Origin of the sequence: Flagellimonas marina (genome assembly GCF_042651185.1) — a bacterium.
GTDB lineage: Bacteria > Bacteroidota > Bacteroidia > Flavobacteriales > Flavobacteriaceae > Flagellimonas > Flagellimonas marina.
Window position 1 is genome coordinate 298,087 of sequence record NZ_JBHSCL010000007.1, and the last position, 18,313, is coordinate 316,399.

An 18,313-nucleotide genomic window follows, 5' to 3' on the forward strand; every position below is an offset into this window, starting at 1 on the left:
ATGACCCATATCATCATCCTTTTTTTTGCCACATTTTCGGCAGCATTTATGGCTACCGTACCACCAGGTCTGCTCAATATGAACGCAGCAAAGACCAGCGTGGAAAAAGGCAAACTGAATGGGATTATTTTCAGTTTGGGAGTTTCCTCCATGATAATGGTGCAGGCCTATATTGCCGTTAATATCTCAAAATTTCTGTACCGTAACCCAGAGGTAATAGACCTGTTGCTAAAAATAGCCATTGTGGTTTTTGCCTTTTTTGCCATCTATTTTTTTGTTGTCGCCAAACGAAACCGAGTCAAGAATTTTAAGAAGGTTAATGTCAGCAAAAAAAACAGTTTTTTTAAGGGAGTTTTACTTGCTGCACTCAACCTTTTGACCATTCCATATTATAGTGGTTTAAATGCCATGTGGAACGAGGCTGGGTGGATAAAATTTGAGGCCAAGGATATCATTACTTTTGTGGTAGCCGCCGGCGCTGGAACTTTTTCTGTGCTCTACTTGTATACTTTTTATTTCGATAAATTAGAGACCAAAACCAATCGATTCTCGAAGAATTCCAACTACATTTTGAGTGCCCTGATGCTGGTGCTCTTGGTAATCACCCTTTTCCGAATCTTTTATCGATAACATGGAGGAAGCTAGTTTTTTTGATAAAGTATATGTAGTAGCCAGACAGATTCCTTATGGTAGAGTCACTTCTTACGGAGCCATTGCCAAATATTTAGGCGCCGCCCGAAGCGCAAGAATGATAGGTTGGGCCATGAACAATTCCTCGGCTAAAGATGTGCCAGCCCACCGGGTGGTAAATCGTGTTGGGGTGCTTACAGGAAAGCACCATTTTAGTGGAACCAATTTAATGCAGCAGCTACTTGAAAACGAAGGTGTAAAAGTTGAGGACAACCAAATTGTTGATTTCCAAAAGCATTTTTGGGACCCGGCCAAAGAACTTTAAAACCCAGGTGGATGCAATTCATCAAATGTTGTTTTCTCCTGAAAGGCCTTGGCCAATAGCAAAATACTGGCTTCATCATATAAATTGCCTACAAAGGTCATGCTCGTCGGGTGGTTTTTCTTATTCAATCCCGTAGGGATGGCAATAACAGGATGCCCCGTTAAATTGGTGGCCAAGAGCTGGTCGTTACCAAAACTTGGGGAAATAAGCACATCATAATCCTCCATTAAGTTCTGCATTTTTTCAATCAGCACTTGCCGATGGCGATTGGCCTGTAAGTATTCCACCGCGGGGATGAACCGACTTTGCCTTAACGAATTGGCCCTGGAACGCTGGTCTTGCTCCACCATTAAATCCACTTCCCCAGAGCGTACCAATCTATCAAAAAAGGCACCTGCTTCGGCCCTTAAAATAATATCGAACCCACGGTATGGAATGCCGTCTGGCATTTCTACAGGAGTGGGCTGTATTCCCATTCCTTCCAATGTTTTTATAGCGGTCCGAAGATTATCTCCACTTTCGGTAGTATCTTTTTCAATGTCCTTTTTTAGATAAGCCACCCTAAGTTCTGAAATGTCCTTGTCCCAATTCACGCCAAAAGGTAAATCCACTGTGGTCAGGTCTTTTTTGTCTTTTCCTTGGATTACGCTAAAAACAATGGCGCAATCTTCGGCATTTCTTCCCATGGGGCCAACTTTGTCCATGGACCAGCTCAAACTCATGACCCCATGTCGGCTTACACGCCCGTAGGTAGGTCGAAGTCCCGTAATTCCATTTCGGGTGCTGGGCGAAGTAATGGAGCCCAAGGTTTCAGTGCCCAATGCAAATGGGACCAATCCTGCCGCGGTGGCGGAACCTGACCCCGCCGATGAACCGCTGGCACCCTGTTTTAAATCCCAAGGGTTTTTGGTCTTTCCTCCAAACCATACATCACCCCGGGCCAAAGCTCCGGAAACCAGTTTAGCAACCAAAACGGCTCCGGCCTCTTTCAATTTTTTCACCACTGTAGCTGTTTCATTGAGCATTTGATTTTGATAAGGTGCCGCGCCCCACGTAGTGGGATATCCGGGAACAGCCATTAAATCTTTAGTACCATATGGGATACCATGCAATATGCCACGGTAAGTGCCATTTTGTATCTCATCATCGGCACGTTTGGCCTGAGCCAAAGCCAGACTATCTGTAATGCTGATGGTACATTGCAATTCTGGTTGGTATTTTTTTAATCGGTCCAGAAAGAATTGGGTCAACGCTGTTGAGGTGATTTTTTGATGCTTGATCAAGGAGGCCAATTGCGGAATTGTATAAAAAGCCAGTGCATCGTAAGGTTCTGGAATTTCTACATTATCTGGAATTTCCCAAGCTTGATTTTCCGTTTGTTGGGGCATCTCAAAACCAAAAGGAACGGGGTCAAAACGGATTGCAGGGAAAACGTCATTGTCCAATGGGTATTTTCGGAGGGAATCGAAGCCTTCGCGGTTTCGTTTTAAATAGGGATAAAGTGTATCCCTCCCCTGTTTTGCAAAGTGAATACCGATAAGACGTTCCGATTTTTTGACATCCCTCTTGGTAAATTCCTGTTTTGAGGCACAGGAAAAGAGAAATAGTAAACCAAATAAGGAAAAAAAAGAGTGGATTGTAGACTTGAGAGGCATTTACGGTTGATTATTGGTCCATACGATGGTCTAAGCTACATTTTTTTCAAAAAATAGGGGTGCATTGAATTTTATTTCTATCAGCTTGCATTCAATATTTTTAAGCGGATTGAGACGAGACAAGACCTAATTACAGGGTAAAATGGGATGAAACTTCACATTATAGAGGCAAGTTGTTCTACCATATTGAATTTCAATGGACCAACTTCTTAATCTAAGACCTACGCCGTATCTTTGTAATTAAGAATCAGTACAAACGACTGCATATAAAATTAGGATTACATGAAGCTGAAAAAAGCAGACATTCTAAAGGCATTGGAAAAAATTTCCGCACCAGGTGATGGACAAAATATAGTAGAGAGCGGCGCAATTACCAATATTCAGGTTTTTGGGGATGAAGTAGAGGTGGATGTAACCATAAAGAACCCAAGTCTTCAAGCCAAAAAGAAGACTGAGGTGGAAATTTTAAAGTGCATCCATAGAGAAGTACATGAAAAGGCAAAGATCAAGGTCAACCTAAAGGTTGATGCTCCTGCCAAACCCCAGGTCAATCAAATAAAAGGCAACCCAATTCCAGGAATTCAGAATATCATCGCCGTTGCTTCCGGTAAGGGGGGTGTGGGTAAATCTACCGTCACGGCAAATATTGCGGTCACCTTGGCCAAAATGGGCTTTAAAGTGGGACTTTTGGATACCGACATCTACGGACCTTCCATGCCCATTATGTTTGATGTGGCTATGGAAAAGCCATTATCCATCAACGTGGATGGAAAAGCCAAAATGAAACCCATTGAAAATTACGGGGTGAAACTGTTGTCCATAGGATTTTTTACCCAACCCAACCAAGCGGTGATTTGGCGTGGACCTATGGCCGCAAAGGCACTCAATCAAATGATTTTTGATGCCCATTGGGGAGAATTGGACTTTTTATTATTGGATTTACCACCGGGAACAGGTGATATTCACTTGAGCATAATGCAATCCCTGCCCGTAACCGGAGCGGTGGTGGTGAGCACTCCGCAAGAAATTGCATTGGCAGATGCCCGAAAAGGGGTGGCCATGTTCCAACAAGAGTCCATAAACGTACCTGTACTGGGCATAGTGGAAAACATGGCCTATTTTACGCCCGAAGAGCTGCCTAACAACAAATACCATATCTTTGGAGAAAATGGTGCCAAAAACTTGGCGGAAGATTTAGATGTGCCATTCTTAGGAGAAATTCCTTTGGTGCAAAGTATTCGCGAAGCCGGCGATGTAGGAAGACCAGCCGCATTGCAAACGGCTACACCTTCGGAGGAGGCCTTTGAGGAGTTGACGAAGAATGTGGTAAGTGAGTTGGTAAAACGGAATACCGATTTGCCACCCACTGAAGCAATAAAAATTACAACAATGGCTGGTTGTGCCGCCGTTAAAAAGAAATGAGCATGACAACAATGACATCAGAAGAAATAAGGAGCAATGTAGAGAAAGCATTGGAAGAAATCAGGCCTTTCCTTCAAAGCGATGGAGGTGATATCACATTGATTTCAATAGATAACGATAATTCAGTGAAAGTTCGGTTGGAGGGTAACTGCATCGGCTGTAGCGTCAATCAAATGACCTTAAAAAGTGGTGTGGAAATGACCATAAAAAAATACGCCCCTCAAATAGAGGAAGTCATCAATGTGAGCTAACTGATAAAAATCATGAATCCTTCCTGGAGCAACAAATATGTTGCATTTCCAAAAACTATTGTTACATGATTCAGACCGACATACTCATTATTGGAGCGGGACCTACGGGTCTCTTTGCTGTTTTTGAAGCAGGCCTATTGCAGCTTAAATGCCATTTAATCGATGCCTTGCCCCAACCCGGAGGTCAATGTGCCGAAATATATCCCAAAAAACCGATTTACGATATTCCCGGTTATCCAGAAGTGTTGGCAGGTGAATTGGTGGATAATTTGATGGAGCAAATCAAGCCGTTTCAGCCCGGATTTACCTTAGGCGAACGTGCACAGACCATTGAAAAATTGGAAGATGGCTCTTTTGTGGTCACCACGAACAAAGGCACAAAGCATCAAGCGCCCGTGATAGCCATTGCAGGGGGGTTGGGCAGTTTTGAGCCCAGAAAACCTTTGTTGGACAACCTTTCGGATTATGAGGAGAATGGTGTGGCCTATATGATCAAGGAACCGGAAATCTATCGTGGTAAAAAAGTGTTGATTGCCGGTGGAGGGGATTCTGCTTTGGATTGGTCCATTTTCTTGGCCGATGTGGCCGATGGGGTAACGTTGGTGCACCGCCGTAATGAATTTAGAGGTGCGTTGGACTCCGTTGAAAAAGTACAGCAACTTAAAAATGAAGGGAAAATCAGTTTGATCACACCAGCCGAAGTCGTGGCACTCCATGGGGAAGGAAAATTGGACAAAGTAACGGTCAAGAAAACAGACGAATCAGAAGAATTGCAGATTAGTGTTGACCATTTTATCCCGCTTTTTGGACTTTCCCCAAAGTTGGGCCCCATTGCCGATTGGGGGTTGGAAATCGAAAAAAATGCGATAAAAGTCGATAATTCGCTGGACTATCAAACCAATATTCCCGGTATTTATGCCATTGGTGATGTGAATACCTATCCTGGAAAATTAAAGTTGATTCTGTGCGGGTTTCATGAAGCGACCTTGATGTGCCAAAGCGCCTATCAACGTATTCATCCCGATAAGAAATATGTCATGAAATATACCACTGTTGGTGGCGTAACCGGATTTGACGGAAGCAAAAAAGAAGCGCCAAAAGCAGTAGTCAAAGCAATAAATTAATACATGAAAAGTGTCCCCTTGAGGGGACTTTAGGGGTGTCCCCAGAAAGATTATGAGTGATATCAAACTTAAAATAACCGACCGAGAGGGTGTTTCACACGAAGTGGATGCCCCAACCGATATGAACATGAACTTGATGGAAGTGGTACGCTCCTACGAATTGGCTCCAGAAGGGACCATTGGAATTTGTGGAGGAATGGCCATGTGTGCTTCATGTCAGTGTTACGTTCAATCTGATCACCAATTACCGGAAAAATCAGATGACGAAGAAGCGATGCTGGCGGAAGCTTTCTTTGTAAAGGATAATAGCCGCTTGGGCTGCCAAATCCATATCACTGAAGATTTGGATGGCCTAGAGGTGGAATTGGCCCCAGAGGAAGGCTAATCCGAAACACGTATTCCATCAATCCTTAAAAGGATAGCAGCAAAATCTTATATTTAGTCTTTCTTGTCATCAGAAAATGAGAAAGGCTCTTTTTGCTTGTTTTTTAGTTTTGGTATCAGCAGTTTGCTGGTCGCAGGATCAGTATCCGCAATTTACAGAGATTGTTACGGATAATGCAGAGATTTTCTCCCATGCCCAACTAGAGGATTTACGTGCCAAACTCACCCAATTTGAAACCGAGACCACCAATCAGGTAGTGGTACTTACCATACATGAATTGGGCTCTGAGACCATTGAGCAATATGCCAACGGCGCGTTCAATCAAAATAAATTGGGACAGGAGGGAAAAGACAACGGGATTCTGATTCTTTTCTCAAAATTGGATAGGGAAGTGCGTATTGAAGTCGGATACGGACTGGAACCCTATATCACCGATGCCGTGGCTTCGCGTATCATCAGAAACACCATGATTCCAAAATTTAAGGAGGAGGATTACTATGGAGGCATCGACCTGGCCACTGATCAAATCATTGAGTTCTTAAAAAACCCTGAAGCATTGGAAGAGTTCAATCGGCAGATTGAGGCGGAAGGGGAATTTCCCTGGTGGGCCCTGATATTGATGACACTTTTTCTTTCCGTGTTCATAGCCGCGGGAAGTTTTGTTTTTTATAAAGGATATTCCAATCTCGTTGAAATGTTCAGAGGAATATTCATTGGGAAACTTGGACTTCTTCCGGGACTATTTATGCTTATCCCAACCCTGATGATGGTAGTCTTTGGGCTTGTTTTTGTTTTGATGCCCTTATTTTTTCTGGCCATGGTCTTTGGATTCGATTTTGATTTAGATAATGTTAGCCTGAACACTGCTTTGTTCTATGTGGTACCCATTGGGTTCTTTGCGGTCACCATAACCTTGGCGGTCATAAAGATTTTGATCAAAGGGAAGGAAGATTTCAAACTTTCATGGGTAAAGTCGGACAGCACCTATATGAGCAAAACCTTTTCCTCTGGGGGTAGTCATTCGTTTGGCTCAAGTTCTGGAGGCAGCAGTTCCAGTAGTTTTTCCGGGGGTGGTGGAAGCTCAGGGGGTGGCGGTGCCAGCGGAAGTTGGTAATTGTTTTTGATTTACCGTATTTTCACAACACTAACTAAACAGACCCTTGAGATGAGAATTGCAATCCTAGCTATCCTATCCGTATGTATTTCCTGTGCCGACAAGCCCCAAACTGAAGTTGAAAAATGGGAAGCACAAGCTGAGAACGTCACTATCATTCGAGATGATTTTGGCGTGCCCCACATCTATGGCAAGACCGATGCTGATGCGGTATTCGGATTGTTGTATGCTCAATGTGAGGACGATTTTAACCGCGTGGAACAAAACTATATCTGGGCCACAGGCCGATTGGCTGAGATTGAGGGCGAGGAAGCCATCTATAGCGATTTGCGTGCAAAACTGTTCATGACAGAAGAAGAGGCCATTGCCAAGTATGAGAGCAGCCCAGAGTGGTTGAAAAAACTGTGCGATGCCTTTGCAGATGGCATCAATTATTACCTCCATACCCATCCAGAAGTACAACCCAAATTATTGACCCGTTTTGAACCTTGGATGCCCATGTATTTTAGTGAAGGTTCTATTGGAGGGGATATTGAGCGGATTTCCACGGAAAAAATCAAGGCGTTTTATGAAAGTGGCATGGAGCTACCAAAAATGGAAGCGCTTCAGCTCAAAAAAGAAGAGGAAATGGCCGAACCTCAAGGCTCCAACGGAATTGCCATATCGGGAAAGTTGACACAATCGGGCAATGCCATGCTCTTGATCAATCCCCACACCTCATTTTATTTTAGGGGCGAGGTGCATGTGGTAAGTGAAGAAGGATTGAACGCCTACGGAGCGGTAACTTGGGGGCAATTTTTTGTATACCAAGGCTTCAATGAAAAAACAGGATGGATGCACACATCAACCTATACCGATGTAATGGATGAATTTAAAGAGACCCTGATCAAAAACGATGGGAATTTGTTCTATCAATATGGAGAGGAACTACGGCCTGTGGATTCATTGGAGGTCACTTTAAAATATAAGGATGGGGATGCTTTAAAAGAAAGGACCTTCCCCATGTACCGTACCCATCATGGTCCCATCACGCATAGGGTCGATGGCCAGTGGACCGCTTCGGCAATGATGTGGGAACCTGTGAAGGCTTTGGAACAATCCTATATCAGAACAAAACAGGAGGGCTATCAAGGTTTTAGGGAAATGATGGATATCCGAACCAATTCCTCAAACAATACGGTGTATGCCGATGCGGAGGGCAATATTGCCTATTTTCATGGCAACTTTGTACCAAAACGCGATACTATTTTTGATTACACCCAACCTGTGGACGGAAGTAATCCACAAACCGATTGGCAAGGGCTGCATACGGTTGATGAGAATATTTTGGTGTTGAACCCAGAAAACGGGTGGATCCAAAACTGTAATTCCACCCCCTATACCTCGGCGTTGGAATTCAGTCCTAAACGTGAAGATTACCCCAATTATATGTCGCGCGACCAAGAAAATTTTAGGGGTATCCATGCCATTGATTTATTGACCGGGCGTAGCGGCTATACCTTGGACAGCCTTATTGTGTTGGCGCACGACCCGTATTTGCCTGCTTTTGAAGCTTTGATTCCGGGATTGATTAAAGCGTATGACGCAAATCCAATTCCCGAATTAAGCGAACCGATTCAAGTACTTCGGGATTGGGATTTTACCACATCCGAAGAATCCGTGGCCATGACTTTGGGCCATTATTATGGCACACATTGCTATGCAAAAGCGGAACGGCCAGAAGGGATGTATTCCATGGAGTGGGTGAATTATTGGGGGAGCGATTGGCCCAATACCAGAAAATTGGAACTGTTTCAAGAAGCCATTGCCCAATTGCAGAATGATTTTGGCACGTGGAAAATGCCTTGGGGAGAGGTAAATCGGTATCAACGTTTAAATGGGAACATCCGCCAACCTTTTGATGATGCCAAGCCAAGTATTCCCATTGGTTTTGCCAGCGGAACTTGGGGCGCTTTGGCAGCCTATGGCGCCCGGTACGACAATGGGACCAAAAAAATATATGGCACCCGTGGCAACAGTTTTGTGGCCGTTGTGGAATTCGGCGATAAGGTAAAAGCGAAGACGATATTGGCCGGAGGGCAGAGTGGCGACCCAGATTCACCTCATTTTGATGACCAGGCACAACGTTATGCAGACATGGAATTTAAGGATGCAGCCTATTACAAGGAAGACGTGTTGAAAAGAGCGAAGCGGACATATAAGCCGGGAGAGTGATTACTCTTCTTCTTTAACAATAATCAAGCTGGCTTTGGAGCCTGTGGAAAGATTCCAGCGATTGTTATGGATTACTTGACCTTTTTCATCCGCAACAACGACTTGGGCTGTGTTGGGTCCGGATGAACCTTGGTTCAAAGCTTCAAATTCAATGCGGTTAAACCCTGGTGCTAAATCCAAGTTAACCCCTCTAAAAGCACCTGAAAGCAGCAAGTTGTATTCCACCACTTCACCGTTGAGGTATATTTTTATTCGGTCACCGTCTACGTACTCGTGGTCACGGCATACAATCCCCACAAATTTGGACGTCGTCTTTAAATCACCCAGATATTGATCACCAAAATGTTCGTTGGAACTTTTTTTCTCCTTTTCGCCCACCTTAGGGTCAATTACCAAATCATGCCCGGCCTGGAGCAGTTCCCTATCCGGTAACATTTTAACGCCAGGTTTCTCATTTTCGGAGGTCAGATCTTCATCAATAATGGAAGGCATACGCAATAAAGTACCTTGATTACTGGCCTTTACATCCAAGTTGTTATTGTCGCCAATTTTTAGGGGGCGGGTTGTAGGTATATCAGATTGCGCTATCAGGGAGCTGATTCCCATTGCAAAACCCGTAAGAAACAAAACAAGCTTTTTCATAGCAACTTGGTCCATAGATAAATATAAAGTTAACAAATACCTTGCCATGAAGATGATAAAGTGGCGTTAAATCGATAAAAAACGGATACGAGTTAAAGTCATCACAAATAGGATTTGTTGGGAAACTCAGGTATGAAGCTTGATACTTTTTTGGTTTAACCTCAAGTATTTTTGGTTTTGGAGAAATCTTGTCTTAAATATCGGGGAATCTATACAATTTCGATTTTGAGACGGCTTTTGGCTTTTTCAATCCAAACAATGGGTGTAATAGTGGAATCCGAAGAATGATCAAATCGTAGATCAACCAACTGATTCCAAAAGTACCCACCACCAAAATGATGGCTTTTGGGATAAAGCCCCAATCCAAATTCATAAGATAGTACCCAATGGCAATGGTAACAGTCTGGTGTAGGATATAAAATGGATACACTGCACGGTTGGCGTAGGCCAATGTCTTACTGGGACGATTTAAATATTGTGAGGCATAAGCAAACAGAACTAGTATCCAACTCCATAGATTGACCACCTTTAACAAGGCTTCGGTGAAGTGTCTGGTGTAGCCATCCTCAAATTGCCAGCAAATCATGAGCCCCACAAAACAAACCGATCCAATGATCAAGGCTTTTCTCTTTATTTTTTCAACACTTTCCCAAAAAGTGTCTCCCAGTGAGATTAATACAAAGCCATAAAAGAAAAGCGTACTGTAGTTGATGATGGCAAACCAATCGCGGATGAGGTCATGGGTAATGTCAAAAAAAGGTTCTACCAAAGACTCCCAGAGATAAAGTGGCAGAATAAACCAGTACAGTCCCAGTGGTTTTGCAACAAACCGTTTTATCCATTGCACAAATTTCCCAGGGTTTTTTCGGATTCGAAGGAAAATAGGGGACAGAACCCAGGAAAAAATGAGTAGGTAAGGCAAAAACCATAGGTGGTGCCAAGAGAAATTTCCTTCTGGATAAATGCCATCACGTGCCACGGTAGTAAAAAATCCCCAATACGACCCAATAAATTGGTCATTGGCCAATCGTTCAAAGTAAATCTGCGGAGGTACGATGAACAATATGCCAAAAATGAGCGGAATGCCCAAGCGTTTGAAACGTTCCCAATTAAACTGGCGAACCGTTCGTTTTCCAAAGGCGTAATAGGTGCCCATACCTGAAATGACAAAAAGAATAGGCAAACGCCACTGGTTCAAAAAAAGCATGGGCCATTGCAGCCAGGAATAAATTGTATTGTTTTTAATGTGCCACTCCCATGGTACAAAGAACATTCCCACATGATAAAAAATAAGGAGTCCAAAAACTATGACCCGTAGCCAATCTAAATCGTAACGTCTAATTTTTGTTTGCATGATTGATGAATTTCAACAAAGATGCGGTTCCATTCCAAAGCGTTGCAGTTTTTGGAGCTTCAAGACGTCCAGAATTACAATTTAGGAGGAATTAGGGGTGTTTTTACCCTTTATTTTGTTTCATAAAGCTCGAGGGAGAGCTTCCAACGTGTTTTTTGAAGGCATTGTAAAAGGCAGATTTGGACCTGAAACCCACGGTGTGCCCAATGGCCTCAACGGTATAATGGGCAAATTCTTCATTCAACAACCGAATTTTGGCAAGTTGTATCCTTTTTTGGTTGATGAAGTCGTTGAAATTCATCCCAGTCTTGGAGTTGATCAATTTAGAAACGGTATTGGTATTGGTATTGAGATTTTCAGCCAAATCCTTTAGTGAAATATCTTGATGACAATAATAAGCACCTTGATTCAAAAAATCTTCCACTGCCCCAAACTCAAGTGAGTTGGAAGAGAGGGTCTCGTATTTGTCCGCAATCCAGGTTTTTTCAAAAAAGCGTGACTCAGAAAGAATAAAAAAAGAAGTCGCGAAGATGGTCATCGTTCCAAAAATGCCAATGTAATGATCACCCCGGTCATCATCATAATTAATGAATATTAAAAAAATGAATAGCAATAATGCCAAAAAGAAGAATACAGTGTTTCTTGAGAAAGTGTACTTGTCCACTTTAATATTCTTTGCCGACATTTCTTTTGTACGCCATGTTGATACCACCAATCGCGCGGATAAAATAAGGTAGAATGCAAAGCCGAACAATAATATCCACCGGAACTGATCTTTGATGATATGATAGGAATAATTAACGGAATTTGGCACGTCCACAAAGCCTAAATTACGATGATAAGCCCCAATGTAGGCATTGAGTTTGACCTCTATTGGACTTAAGGAATAATTAATTTGAGACAACCCATAAGCTACTGGAAGAACAAAATGATACCAATGTTTTTTTAGCGTAAAAGGTTCGCGTTTCAGCAAGGAATGGAGGAAAAAATAAAGCGTGGGTGCTATGAGCAGGACAAAAACTTCGGTGGAATCGTTTAGGAACAGTACCTTTTTCATGAGTCCTGTATAGCAAAGGTAGATGTCTATAAACACCAAACATTGCACCAATAAAGCCCATCCAAATAATCGAATAGCAGAATTTCTTTTGGTTCGAAGAAAAATGACCAAGACCAAAAACAAGCCTTGAACAATACCGAGAAGCATTATATGTGATGCTAGATTGTACCGAATGGGAATTTTATCCAATAAGACCGTAATATCTTCCATGCTAACAACTTAAATCGTATCTTGATACTCCGTCAAAAGTGGAAATTACCATTCTTTTTTTAATCAACTGTTGACCAAAAATGAAAAAAAGACAATTCTTACGGTATGTGGGCAGTGCGGCCATGGCCGCACCCTTTTTCCCTATCACAGCAAGTGCTCAAGATTCCAGTGCAATAGTGCCATATCCAGATAAGAATAGTGAAGCTTTTTGGGAGCGTATCAGAATGGATTATAGACTTAAACCGGAGTACATTAACTTGGAAAATGGGTACTACAATTTTGTCCCGACTCCCATTTTGAACAAATATATCGAACATGTGAGAGAGGTGAATTATCAAGGCTCCTACTACATGCGAACGGTGCAATGGGAGAATAAAAACAAGGCTGCCGCTCGTGTGGCCCAATTGGTAAACTGCTCAGAAAAAGAACTGATCATCACCCGAAACACCACCGAATCGTTGGATTTGATCATAGGGGGATTTCCTTGGAAAAAGGGAGATGAAGCCATTTTTGCGGTACAGGACTATGGTGCCATGCAGATTCATTTTGAACAGATGCAAAAGCGGTATGGCATGGTTTGTAAAAAGGTGTCATTGCCAAACCATCCCAAATCTGATGAAGAGATTATGGAATTGTATGCATCCCAGATTACTCCAAAGACCAAGTTATTGATGGTTTGCCATATGGTCAATGTAACAGGACAGATTTTACCTATTCGGAAAATTTGCGATATGGCCCATGCACATGGTGTTGAGGTCATGGTGGATGGCGCCCACTGTGTGGGCCACATAAAAGTTGATTTGGCGGAACTGGACTGCGATTATTATGGGTCAAGCCTCCACAAATGGTTGAGTACGCCGCTTGGCGCTGGTATGTTGTATGTAGCCGAAAGACATATCCCCAAAATTTGGCCTTTGTTGGCTGAACATGAGGATGATGAGACTAAAATCCGGCGGTTAAACCATACTGGGACCCACCCGGTGCATACGGACCTTACCATTAACGATTGTGTGGATTATATGGAGTTGATCGGTATGGAGCGAAAAGAGGAACGTTTGCGAGAATTACAACGGTATTGGAGCAATCAACTACGAAATGTGGACAATGTGGTGATCAATACCCCCATTGAACCCCATAGAAGTTGTGGTATTGCCAATGTCGGTTTAAAGAATATGAAACCCCATGATTTGGCAAAAACCCTTTTGAATGAATTTAATGTTTGGACTGTTGCCATAGATTTAGAAAATGTTCATGGATGCCGAATCACACCCAATGTCTATACTACCTTTGATGAATTGGATCGATTTGTGTCTGCCATTAAAACCATAGCAAAGCGCATTTAGGTGTCTAAATAATCCAATAGTTTTTCTGGGCCTTCCAGTAACAGCCTTACTATTTGCAGGGTGCCGTCCGCTTTTGTGGCAATATGCCATTTGATGAGTGAAATCTTTCCTTTTTCAATTTCAAGGCCAGTAATGCTTCTGGGGTGTACACAGCTTCCATCATTAAAAAAAGGAATTTGTCCGGGTTCGGGAAATCGGGGTCTGTGCGTGTGTCCGGCAATCGTAATCTTTAAATTTTTCTTTAAAATCCAACGCTTTATGCGTTTTTCTATCCGAATGAGTTCCTTGTAATTTTTAGCTGGACTGGTGGGGTCCGCTATACCCACCACTTGAAGGGGTTTCCATAATACACGAACCAGAAATCGGCCAATGCGCCAGCAGACATAGTTCCACCAATCCGCCTGGTGCCCGTGGGTGCAAAAAAGTTCTTGCCCCGTTTTTGAATGCTTTAAAATGATGGCTTCATGGTAGGTAATTCCTTCAAAAAGTTCCTTGTCCGAACCATCAATCGGCTCAAAATAGCTGGAGAGGTGCTTATCTACATAATTTTGATCTTTGTACACCATATCGTGATTGCCCCAGACCATGTGCAAGCGTTTTTCCAAATGAAACTGTCGCAATAATTGGTAGACATTTTTGTGCGCTTCAAAAATTTCCTCAAAGCTTATGTTTTCCCAGAGTTCATCCCCATCACCAAGTTCACAATAGTGGAATCCTTGACGATAGTAATGATTGAGGGCATGAAAATAAATGTTTCGGTTGTTGGCAAAATCATCGGCAAAACTGTTGTCCCCCCTGTGACAATCACTAAAGAAGATGAATTTGGAATCATCATCAAAAGGAATAATCTTGGCATTGTTGTAGGCCCGATCTAACCTATACGTGGAGGACATAGTGTAAATTTTACTAAATATCTTCAAAAATGGGAATTAATCTATTAAGATTACCATTATAAGAAGAGCATCCTTTCTTTTTGTAACTTTACCAATCAATCTACGACCAACATCCGTATGGAGCAGAATTGCAATACTGATAGCCCGATGATGCAGTTGGTGAGTTTCAACAAACTGTTGGAACACTACGACCAGCAAGCCAAAAGCAAGGATAAATTCTTTGCTGACTGGGCAAGATATGTCTTGGATGCCCAGGCGCCTTATCCTGAGTTAAGGGACGGGTTTACCAATCTTAGCTTATTGGAAAAGCACAAGGACGTCATCAGTATTATTTTGAAGGAGAGTTTTGCGCCTGCTTTGACCAACAACGAAATAAAAACAGCTTCAACAGCTTTTGAAAGTTCGGTGTTCAATTCATCGGAACGCTTTCAAAAAATATTGAAAGAAGCCGGTGAGGACTTTGAACTTGAAATCCAGAACATACCCACAGAGCTCAGTTATATCATGAAATGTACCGTGATACTGAACTTCTACTATGGGTTCCATTTAGATTTTAAACGACCCATCTTCTACAATATTCCTGATGCCAATGGAGTAATGCGTCATTATCGCATTTTGTACAATGCGGACTTTATGGAAATTCTTCCTACGGAAAAATCCAAGAAACTGACCCAAGAGGATGTTGATGAACTATTGGACAATTTTGACAATCTAGACCTTTGGAAAGAAAAAATACCGCCCAATAGTTTTATTGCAAAGGGCTTTGTTATTTCCAACATGTTCGATGTTACCACGGAGCATTCCATCTCTGAAATAAAATCAACACTTATTGGAAAAAAGAAGAGCGAGAACGAAAACTATATGGAAAGTTTTCAGGATACTTTCAGGTCGCTCTTCAAACTCAAGAAAATCAATGTAGGTTTTGCGGGGTATGATTCCAGTGCAAATAGTTTCTTTAAGATCTATGGTAGGGGAATGGAGAGCTATATTCTCAATGGAAAGGAAACGGAATCGTGCGATTTAATGCTTTGCGAACACTCCCAGGGAAAACTTTTTAGGGAGAACAAGTATTTTGCCATCTCCAATGTAGAAAAATATCATAGGCAAGAGGAGCAGGCCCAGCCCTACAAAAGTCTTTATGAACAGGGGATACGAAGCGCCATCCTGGCCCCTATTTCGAGCAAGGGGGAGCTTTTGGGAGTTTTGGAACTGGTATCGGATACTGTAAACGAATTGAACAGTGTCAATGCCAATAAGCTGGATGATGTAATGCCGTACATCATATCATCGGTGCTGCGGTCCATTGAGGAGGAAGAAAACCTGGTGGATGCCATTATTCAACATGAATGTACTACGGTACACCCATCTGTGTATTGGAAATTTCAAGAGGAGGCCAAGCGATTTATGACGGATGAATTGTCTGGAAATCAACCGGTATTCAAAGAAATTGTTTTTAAGGACGTACATCCCCTCTATGGGCAAATCGATATAAAAGATTCTTCCAAGGAACGTAACCTTTCCATACAACGTGATTTAATGATTCAACTTTCTGAAATAAATGATGTTTTGGAAGTAGCCATTGCAAAGTACGGACTGCCTATTTATGAGGAGTTGATGTTTCGTGTAAACACTTACCTCAATGAGGTAAAGGAAGCACTTTACACCCATACAGAACAGGCGGTCTTTGATTTTGTGAAAGAAGAAATTAATCCGGTTTTCAAGCATTTGAAAAAGGAGGATGATGAACTCAAGGCACTGATAAAGGCCTATGAAGCCAAAATTGACCCAAATACAGAGTCTTATTACGATCATCGACGTAATTATGACGAGAGCGTTATGGAAGCCAATATGCAATTGGCTGCACTTTTGGACAAAAAGCAATTGGCCGCGCAAGAAATGTTTCCGCATTATTTTGAGCGTTATAAAACCGATGGAGTGGAACATAACATGTACATTGGGAGTTCCATTGCCCGAGACAGAGAGTTCAACGAACTTTATCTGAGCAACCTAAGGTTGTGGCAGCTTCAGGTAATGTGCGATATGGAGAACAAATACTATTCCCTAAAACCACATTTACCCGTACAATTGGATGTTGCCTCTCTCGTATTGGTATACAGTACCTCTTTGTCTATCCGTTTCCGTATGGATGAAAAACGCTTCGATGTGGATGGCACCTACAATGCTCGATATGAAGTCATTAAAAAACGAATTGACAAATCCTTTATCAAAGGAACCAACGAAAGGTTGACCCAAAAAGGGAAGTTGTCTATTGTCTATTCCCAACGAAAAGATGAGCGGGAATATATGCGCTACATTCGGTTCTTAAAAAATAAGGGCTACTTTACAGACAATATTGAAATTGTGGAGTTGGAAGGACTCCAAGGAGTAACCGGATTAAAAGCGATCAGGGCAGAGATTCTGTACAAAAAAGACAAACAGTCTGAGCAGACCTACACTTATGATGATTTAATGGAGGAGTTAAAATCTTAGCCTAAAAAATCAATCGGTCAGGACCGAAAAACCGGAAAGCAATTCCAAAAGCCAACACCGAAATCACCATTCCGATCATAAAAATATTGTAGGTAATACGAAGTATTCGGTACTTCTTGTTCAATACCAATCCAAGATAGTAGAGATCCTTGGTCAGGGAGGAATACACATAATCTTTATCCTTGACCAATTCCTTTAGGGCCCATTCATATTCGTTTAAATCCATTTGATGAAAGTTCCCAAAAAACAGAAGATTTACACGTTTTTCTTCTACATCTTCCTTGGTAAACTTTCCAGTGGTGACATTGGGTCTTGTTGCCAAAACGGACAAAATCATTGAAATCACACTAAAAAGAATAAGAATAAACGTAGGGTAGATAAGGTAAGTGTTGCTAGGGTTGTCCAGTTTGGTGAGCAAATTGGCCAACACCAAAGAAATTATAATGGCATTTACAGACAACAGGATGTTGGCTTTGGTGTCTGCAATATCACTGAGTTTTAAGTGATTTTTAAGGGTTACCCGATACAGGGTCTGTACACTCCGATCTGGGCTTTCCTCTTTGTATTTGGCCTTTAACGCTTCCTTTTTAGCAATGTTTTTTTCTATTTTCTTGTCTTTTAGCAATTGCTTTAAGTTACGCTGCTTGCCTTCTTCCCAATTTTCTTTGGCGTACTCGGTATAGAACTTTTGTCCATTTTTGAACATCTGAATGTTTTTTTCGCGCCATTCTTTTGAGGAATAATTGGCAATGCCCAATTCCTTTAGCTCCTTCTTTAAAAAATCAGTCGTTTCCCAATAGCTTTTTTTGGCAAAGTGGGACATATCGGCATCCCGGATGATTTCTTCCAGTAAATTTTGGGGCTCATGCTGTTTTTTGGTGGCAAGGATTAAATCGCAGACTTCCTTTGCATCCGCAGGATTATATCCATTATCGAGTAAAAAATCAGTAGCAATTTTACAGCTGGCCTCTTCATGGTTTTCGGGACTCTCCAGATAGCCCGTATCATGCAGCCAAGCGGTTAGCAGAAGCTTTTCATTTTCCTCTTCTTTTAGGTCATAGAAGTTGAGCAATTCTTTAGTACTTTTAACTACACGCTGGGTATGTCGCAAGTTGTGGTATAAAAACCTCGGATCGAGCTTTTTATCAAAAAGGTCACAGACAAAGTGTTCAGTTTTTTCAACAATATCCGACATAACTGCTTG

At 42.1% G+C, this 18,313-nt stretch carries 16 protein-coding genes; 10 read left to right on the top strand and 6 right to left on the bottom strand.

The window, feature by feature from the left end:
- Together ACFOWS_RS12595 and ACFOWS_RS12600 are read left to right on the top strand one after the other, a co-directional pair.
- Positions 1-630: a LysE family transporter gene (locus ACFOWS_RS12595; RefSeq protein ID WP_379765046.1), complete on the top strand. Its 630-nt coding sequence runs from the start codon at positions 1-3 to the stop codon at positions 628-630.
- Position 631: 1 nt separating this feature from the next.
- On the top strand, positions 632-955 hold the full coding sequence (locus ACFOWS_RS12600) for an MGMT family protein (RefSeq protein ID WP_379765048.1): 324 nt from the start codon (positions 632-634) through the stop codon (positions 953-955).
- On the opposite strand, the gene ACFOWS_RS12605 is transcribed toward ACFOWS_RS12600, so the two are convergent.
- On the bottom strand, positions 952-2,610 hold the full coding sequence (locus tag ACFOWS_RS12605) for an amidase (protein WP_379765050.1): 1,659 nt from the start codon (positions 2,608-2,610) through the stop codon (positions 952-954). The genes ACFOWS_RS12600 and ACFOWS_RS12605 overlap by 4 nt on opposite strands.
- 282 nt (positions 2,611-2,892) lie before the next feature.
- On the opposite strand from ACFOWS_RS12605, the gene ACFOWS_RS12610 reads away from it, so the two are divergent.
- The 6 genes from ACFOWS_RS12610 to ACFOWS_RS12635 all read left to right on the top strand — a co-directional run bounded on the left by ACFOWS_RS12610 (position 2,893) and on the right by ACFOWS_RS12635 (position 9,120).
- The gene (locus ACFOWS_RS12610; protein WP_379765052.1) at positions 2,893-4,032 is read left to right on the top strand and encodes an Mrp/NBP35 family ATP-binding protein; all 1,140 of its coding nucleotides are present in this window, start codon (positions 2,893-2,895) and stop codon (positions 4,030-4,032) included.
- 11 nt (positions 4,033-4,043) lie between these two features.
- Entirely contained in the window at positions 4,044-4,283 is a 240-nt protein-coding gene (locus tag ACFOWS_RS12615) for a NifU family protein (protein WP_366587032.1), read from the top strand.
- Positions 4,284-4,348: 65 nt separating this feature from the next.
- The gene (locus ACFOWS_RS12620; RefSeq protein WP_379765054.1) at positions 4,349-5,407 is read left to right on the top strand and encodes an NAD(P)/FAD-dependent oxidoreductase; all 1,059 of its coding nucleotides are present in this window, start codon (positions 4,349-4,351) and stop codon (positions 5,405-5,407) included.
- 52 nt (positions 5,408-5,459) lie between these two features.
- Positions 5,460-5,792 carry a ferredoxin gene (locus ACFOWS_RS12625; RefSeq protein WP_379765056.1) on the top strand — a complete coding sequence of 111 codons (333 nt, stop codon included), beginning with the start codon at positions 5,460-5,462 and terminating at the stop codon, positions 5,790-5,792.
- A gap of 76 nt (positions 5,793-5,868) precedes the next feature.
- Positions 5,869-6,906, top strand: coding sequence for a TPM domain-containing protein (locus tag ACFOWS_RS12630; RefSeq protein WP_379765058.1), 1,038 nt, complete (start codon positions 5,869-5,871; stop codon positions 6,904-6,906).
- Between the two features lie 51 nt (positions 6,907-6,957).
- A complete protein-coding gene (locus tag ACFOWS_RS12635) occupies positions 6,958-9,120 on the top strand; it encodes an acylase (RefSeq protein ID WP_379765060.1) in 2,163 nt (720 codons plus the stop codon).
- Here the strand turns inward: ACFOWS_RS12635 and ACFOWS_RS12640 are convergent, their stop codons facing one another.
- The 3 genes from ACFOWS_RS12640 to ACFOWS_RS12650 all read right to left on the bottom strand — a co-directional run bounded on the left by ACFOWS_RS12640 (position 9,121) and on the right by ACFOWS_RS12650 (position 12,383).
- Complete coding sequence (locus ACFOWS_RS12640; protein WP_379765062.1) at positions 9,121-9,762, bottom strand: hypothetical protein; 642 nt, start codon at positions 9,760-9,762, stop codon at positions 9,121-9,123.
- Positions 9,763-9,955: 193 nt separating this feature from the next.
- Positions 9,956-11,116, bottom strand: a complete 1,161-nt coding sequence (locus ACFOWS_RS12645) for an acyltransferase family protein (RefSeq protein WP_379765064.1) — start codon at positions 11,114-11,116, stop codon at positions 9,956-9,958.
- Between the two features lie 103 nt (positions 11,117-11,219).
- A complete protein-coding gene (locus tag ACFOWS_RS12650; protein ID WP_379765066.1) occupies positions 11,220-12,383 on the bottom strand; it encodes a helix-turn-helix domain-containing protein in 1,164 nt (387 codons plus the stop codon).
- Positions 12,384-12,463: 80 nt separating this feature from the next.
- Here ACFOWS_RS12650 and ACFOWS_RS12655 point away from each other — a divergent pair, with 80 nt between their 5' ends.
- Complete coding sequence (locus ACFOWS_RS12655; protein ID WP_379765068.1) at positions 12,464-13,726, top strand: aminotransferase class V-fold PLP-dependent enzyme; 1,263 nt, start codon at positions 12,464-12,466, stop codon at positions 13,724-13,726.
- Here ACFOWS_RS12655 and ACFOWS_RS12660 read toward each other — a convergent pair.
- The gene (locus tag ACFOWS_RS12660) at positions 13,723-14,619 is read right to left on the bottom strand and encodes a metallophosphoesterase (protein WP_379765070.1); all 897 of its coding nucleotides are present in this window, start codon (positions 14,617-14,619) and stop codon (positions 13,723-13,725) included. The two genes, ACFOWS_RS12655 and ACFOWS_RS12660, sit on opposite strands and share 4 nt — an antisense overlap.
- A gap of 117 nt (positions 14,620-14,736) precedes the next feature.
- Here ACFOWS_RS12660 and ACFOWS_RS12665 point away from each other — a divergent pair, with 117 nt between their 5' ends.
- Positions 14,737-17,109, top strand: coding sequence for a GAF domain-containing protein (locus ACFOWS_RS12665; protein ID WP_379765072.1), 2,373 nt, complete (start codon positions 14,737-14,739; stop codon positions 17,107-17,109).
- Position 17,110: 1 nt separating this feature from the next.
- On the opposite strand, the gene ACFOWS_RS12670 is transcribed toward ACFOWS_RS12665, so the two are convergent.
- Positions 17,111-18,304 (bottom strand): Pycsar system effector family protein, encoded by a 1,194-nt coding sequence (locus ACFOWS_RS12670; protein ID WP_379765074.1) that lies wholly within the window; start codon positions 18,302-18,304, stop codon positions 17,111-17,113.
- Positions 18,305-18,313 lie beyond the last annotated feature (9 nt).

Excerpts from the sequence above, each read along its gene's own strand:
- ACFOWS_RS12605 (WP_379765050.1), bottom strand. The coding sequence starts at position 2,610 with ATGCCTCTCAAGTCTACAATCCACTCTTTTTTTTCCTTATTTGGTTTA.
- ACFOWS_RS12625 (WP_379765056.1), top strand. The coding sequence starts at position 5,460 with ATGAGTGATATCAAACTTAAAATAACCGACCGAGAGGGTGTTTCACAC.
- ACFOWS_RS12600 (WP_379765048.1), top strand. The coding sequence starts at position 632 with ATGGAGGAAGCTAGTTTTTTTGATAAAGTATATGTAGTAGCCAGACAG.
- ACFOWS_RS12640 (WP_379765062.1), bottom strand. The coding sequence starts at position 9,762 with ATGAAAAAGCTTGTTTTGTTTCTTACGGGTTTTGCAATGGGAATCAGC.
- ACFOWS_RS12620 (WP_379765054.1), top strand. The coding sequence starts at position 4,349 with ATGATTCAGACCGACATACTCATTATTGGAGCGGGACCTACGGGTCTC.
- ACFOWS_RS12655 (WP_379765068.1), top strand. The coding sequence starts at position 12,464 with ATGAAAAAAAGACAATTCTTACGGTATGTGGGCAGTGCGGCCATGGCC.
- ACFOWS_RS12660 (WP_379765070.1), bottom strand. The coding sequence starts at position 14,619 with ATGTCCTCCACGTATAGGTTAGATCGGGCCTACAACAATGCCAAGATT.
- ACFOWS_RS12595 (WP_379765046.1), top strand. The coding sequence starts at position 1 with ATGACCCATATCATCATCCTTTTTTTTGCCACATTTTCGGCAGCATTT.
- ACFOWS_RS12645 (WP_379765064.1), bottom strand. The coding sequence starts at position 11,116 with ATGCAAACAAAAATTAGACGTTACGATTTAGATTGGCTACGGGTCATA.
- ACFOWS_RS12630 (WP_379765058.1), top strand. The coding sequence starts at position 5,869 with ATGAGAAAGGCTCTTTTTGCTTGTTTTTTAGTTTTGGTATCAGCAGTT.
- ACFOWS_RS12610 (WP_379765052.1), top strand. The coding sequence starts at position 2,893 with ATGAAGCTGAAAAAAGCAGACATTCTAAAGGCATTGGAAAAAATTTCC.
- ACFOWS_RS12650 (WP_379765066.1), bottom strand. The coding sequence starts at position 12,383 with ATGGAAGATATTACGGTCTTATTGGATAAAATTCCCATTCGGTACAAT.
- ACFOWS_RS12670 (WP_379765074.1), bottom strand. The coding sequence starts at position 18,304 with ATGTCGGATATTGTTGAAAAAACTGAACACTTTGTCTGTGACCTTTTT.
- ACFOWS_RS12615 (WP_366587032.1), top strand. The coding sequence starts at position 4,044 with ATGACATCAGAAGAAATAAGGAGCAATGTAGAGAAAGCATTGGAAGAA.
- ACFOWS_RS12635 (WP_379765060.1), top strand. The coding sequence starts at position 6,958 with ATGAGAATTGCAATCCTAGCTATCCTATCCGTATGTATTTCCTGTGCC.
- ACFOWS_RS12665 (WP_379765072.1), top strand. The coding sequence starts at position 14,737 with ATGGAGCAGAATTGCAATACTGATAGCCCGATGATGCAGTTGGTGAGT.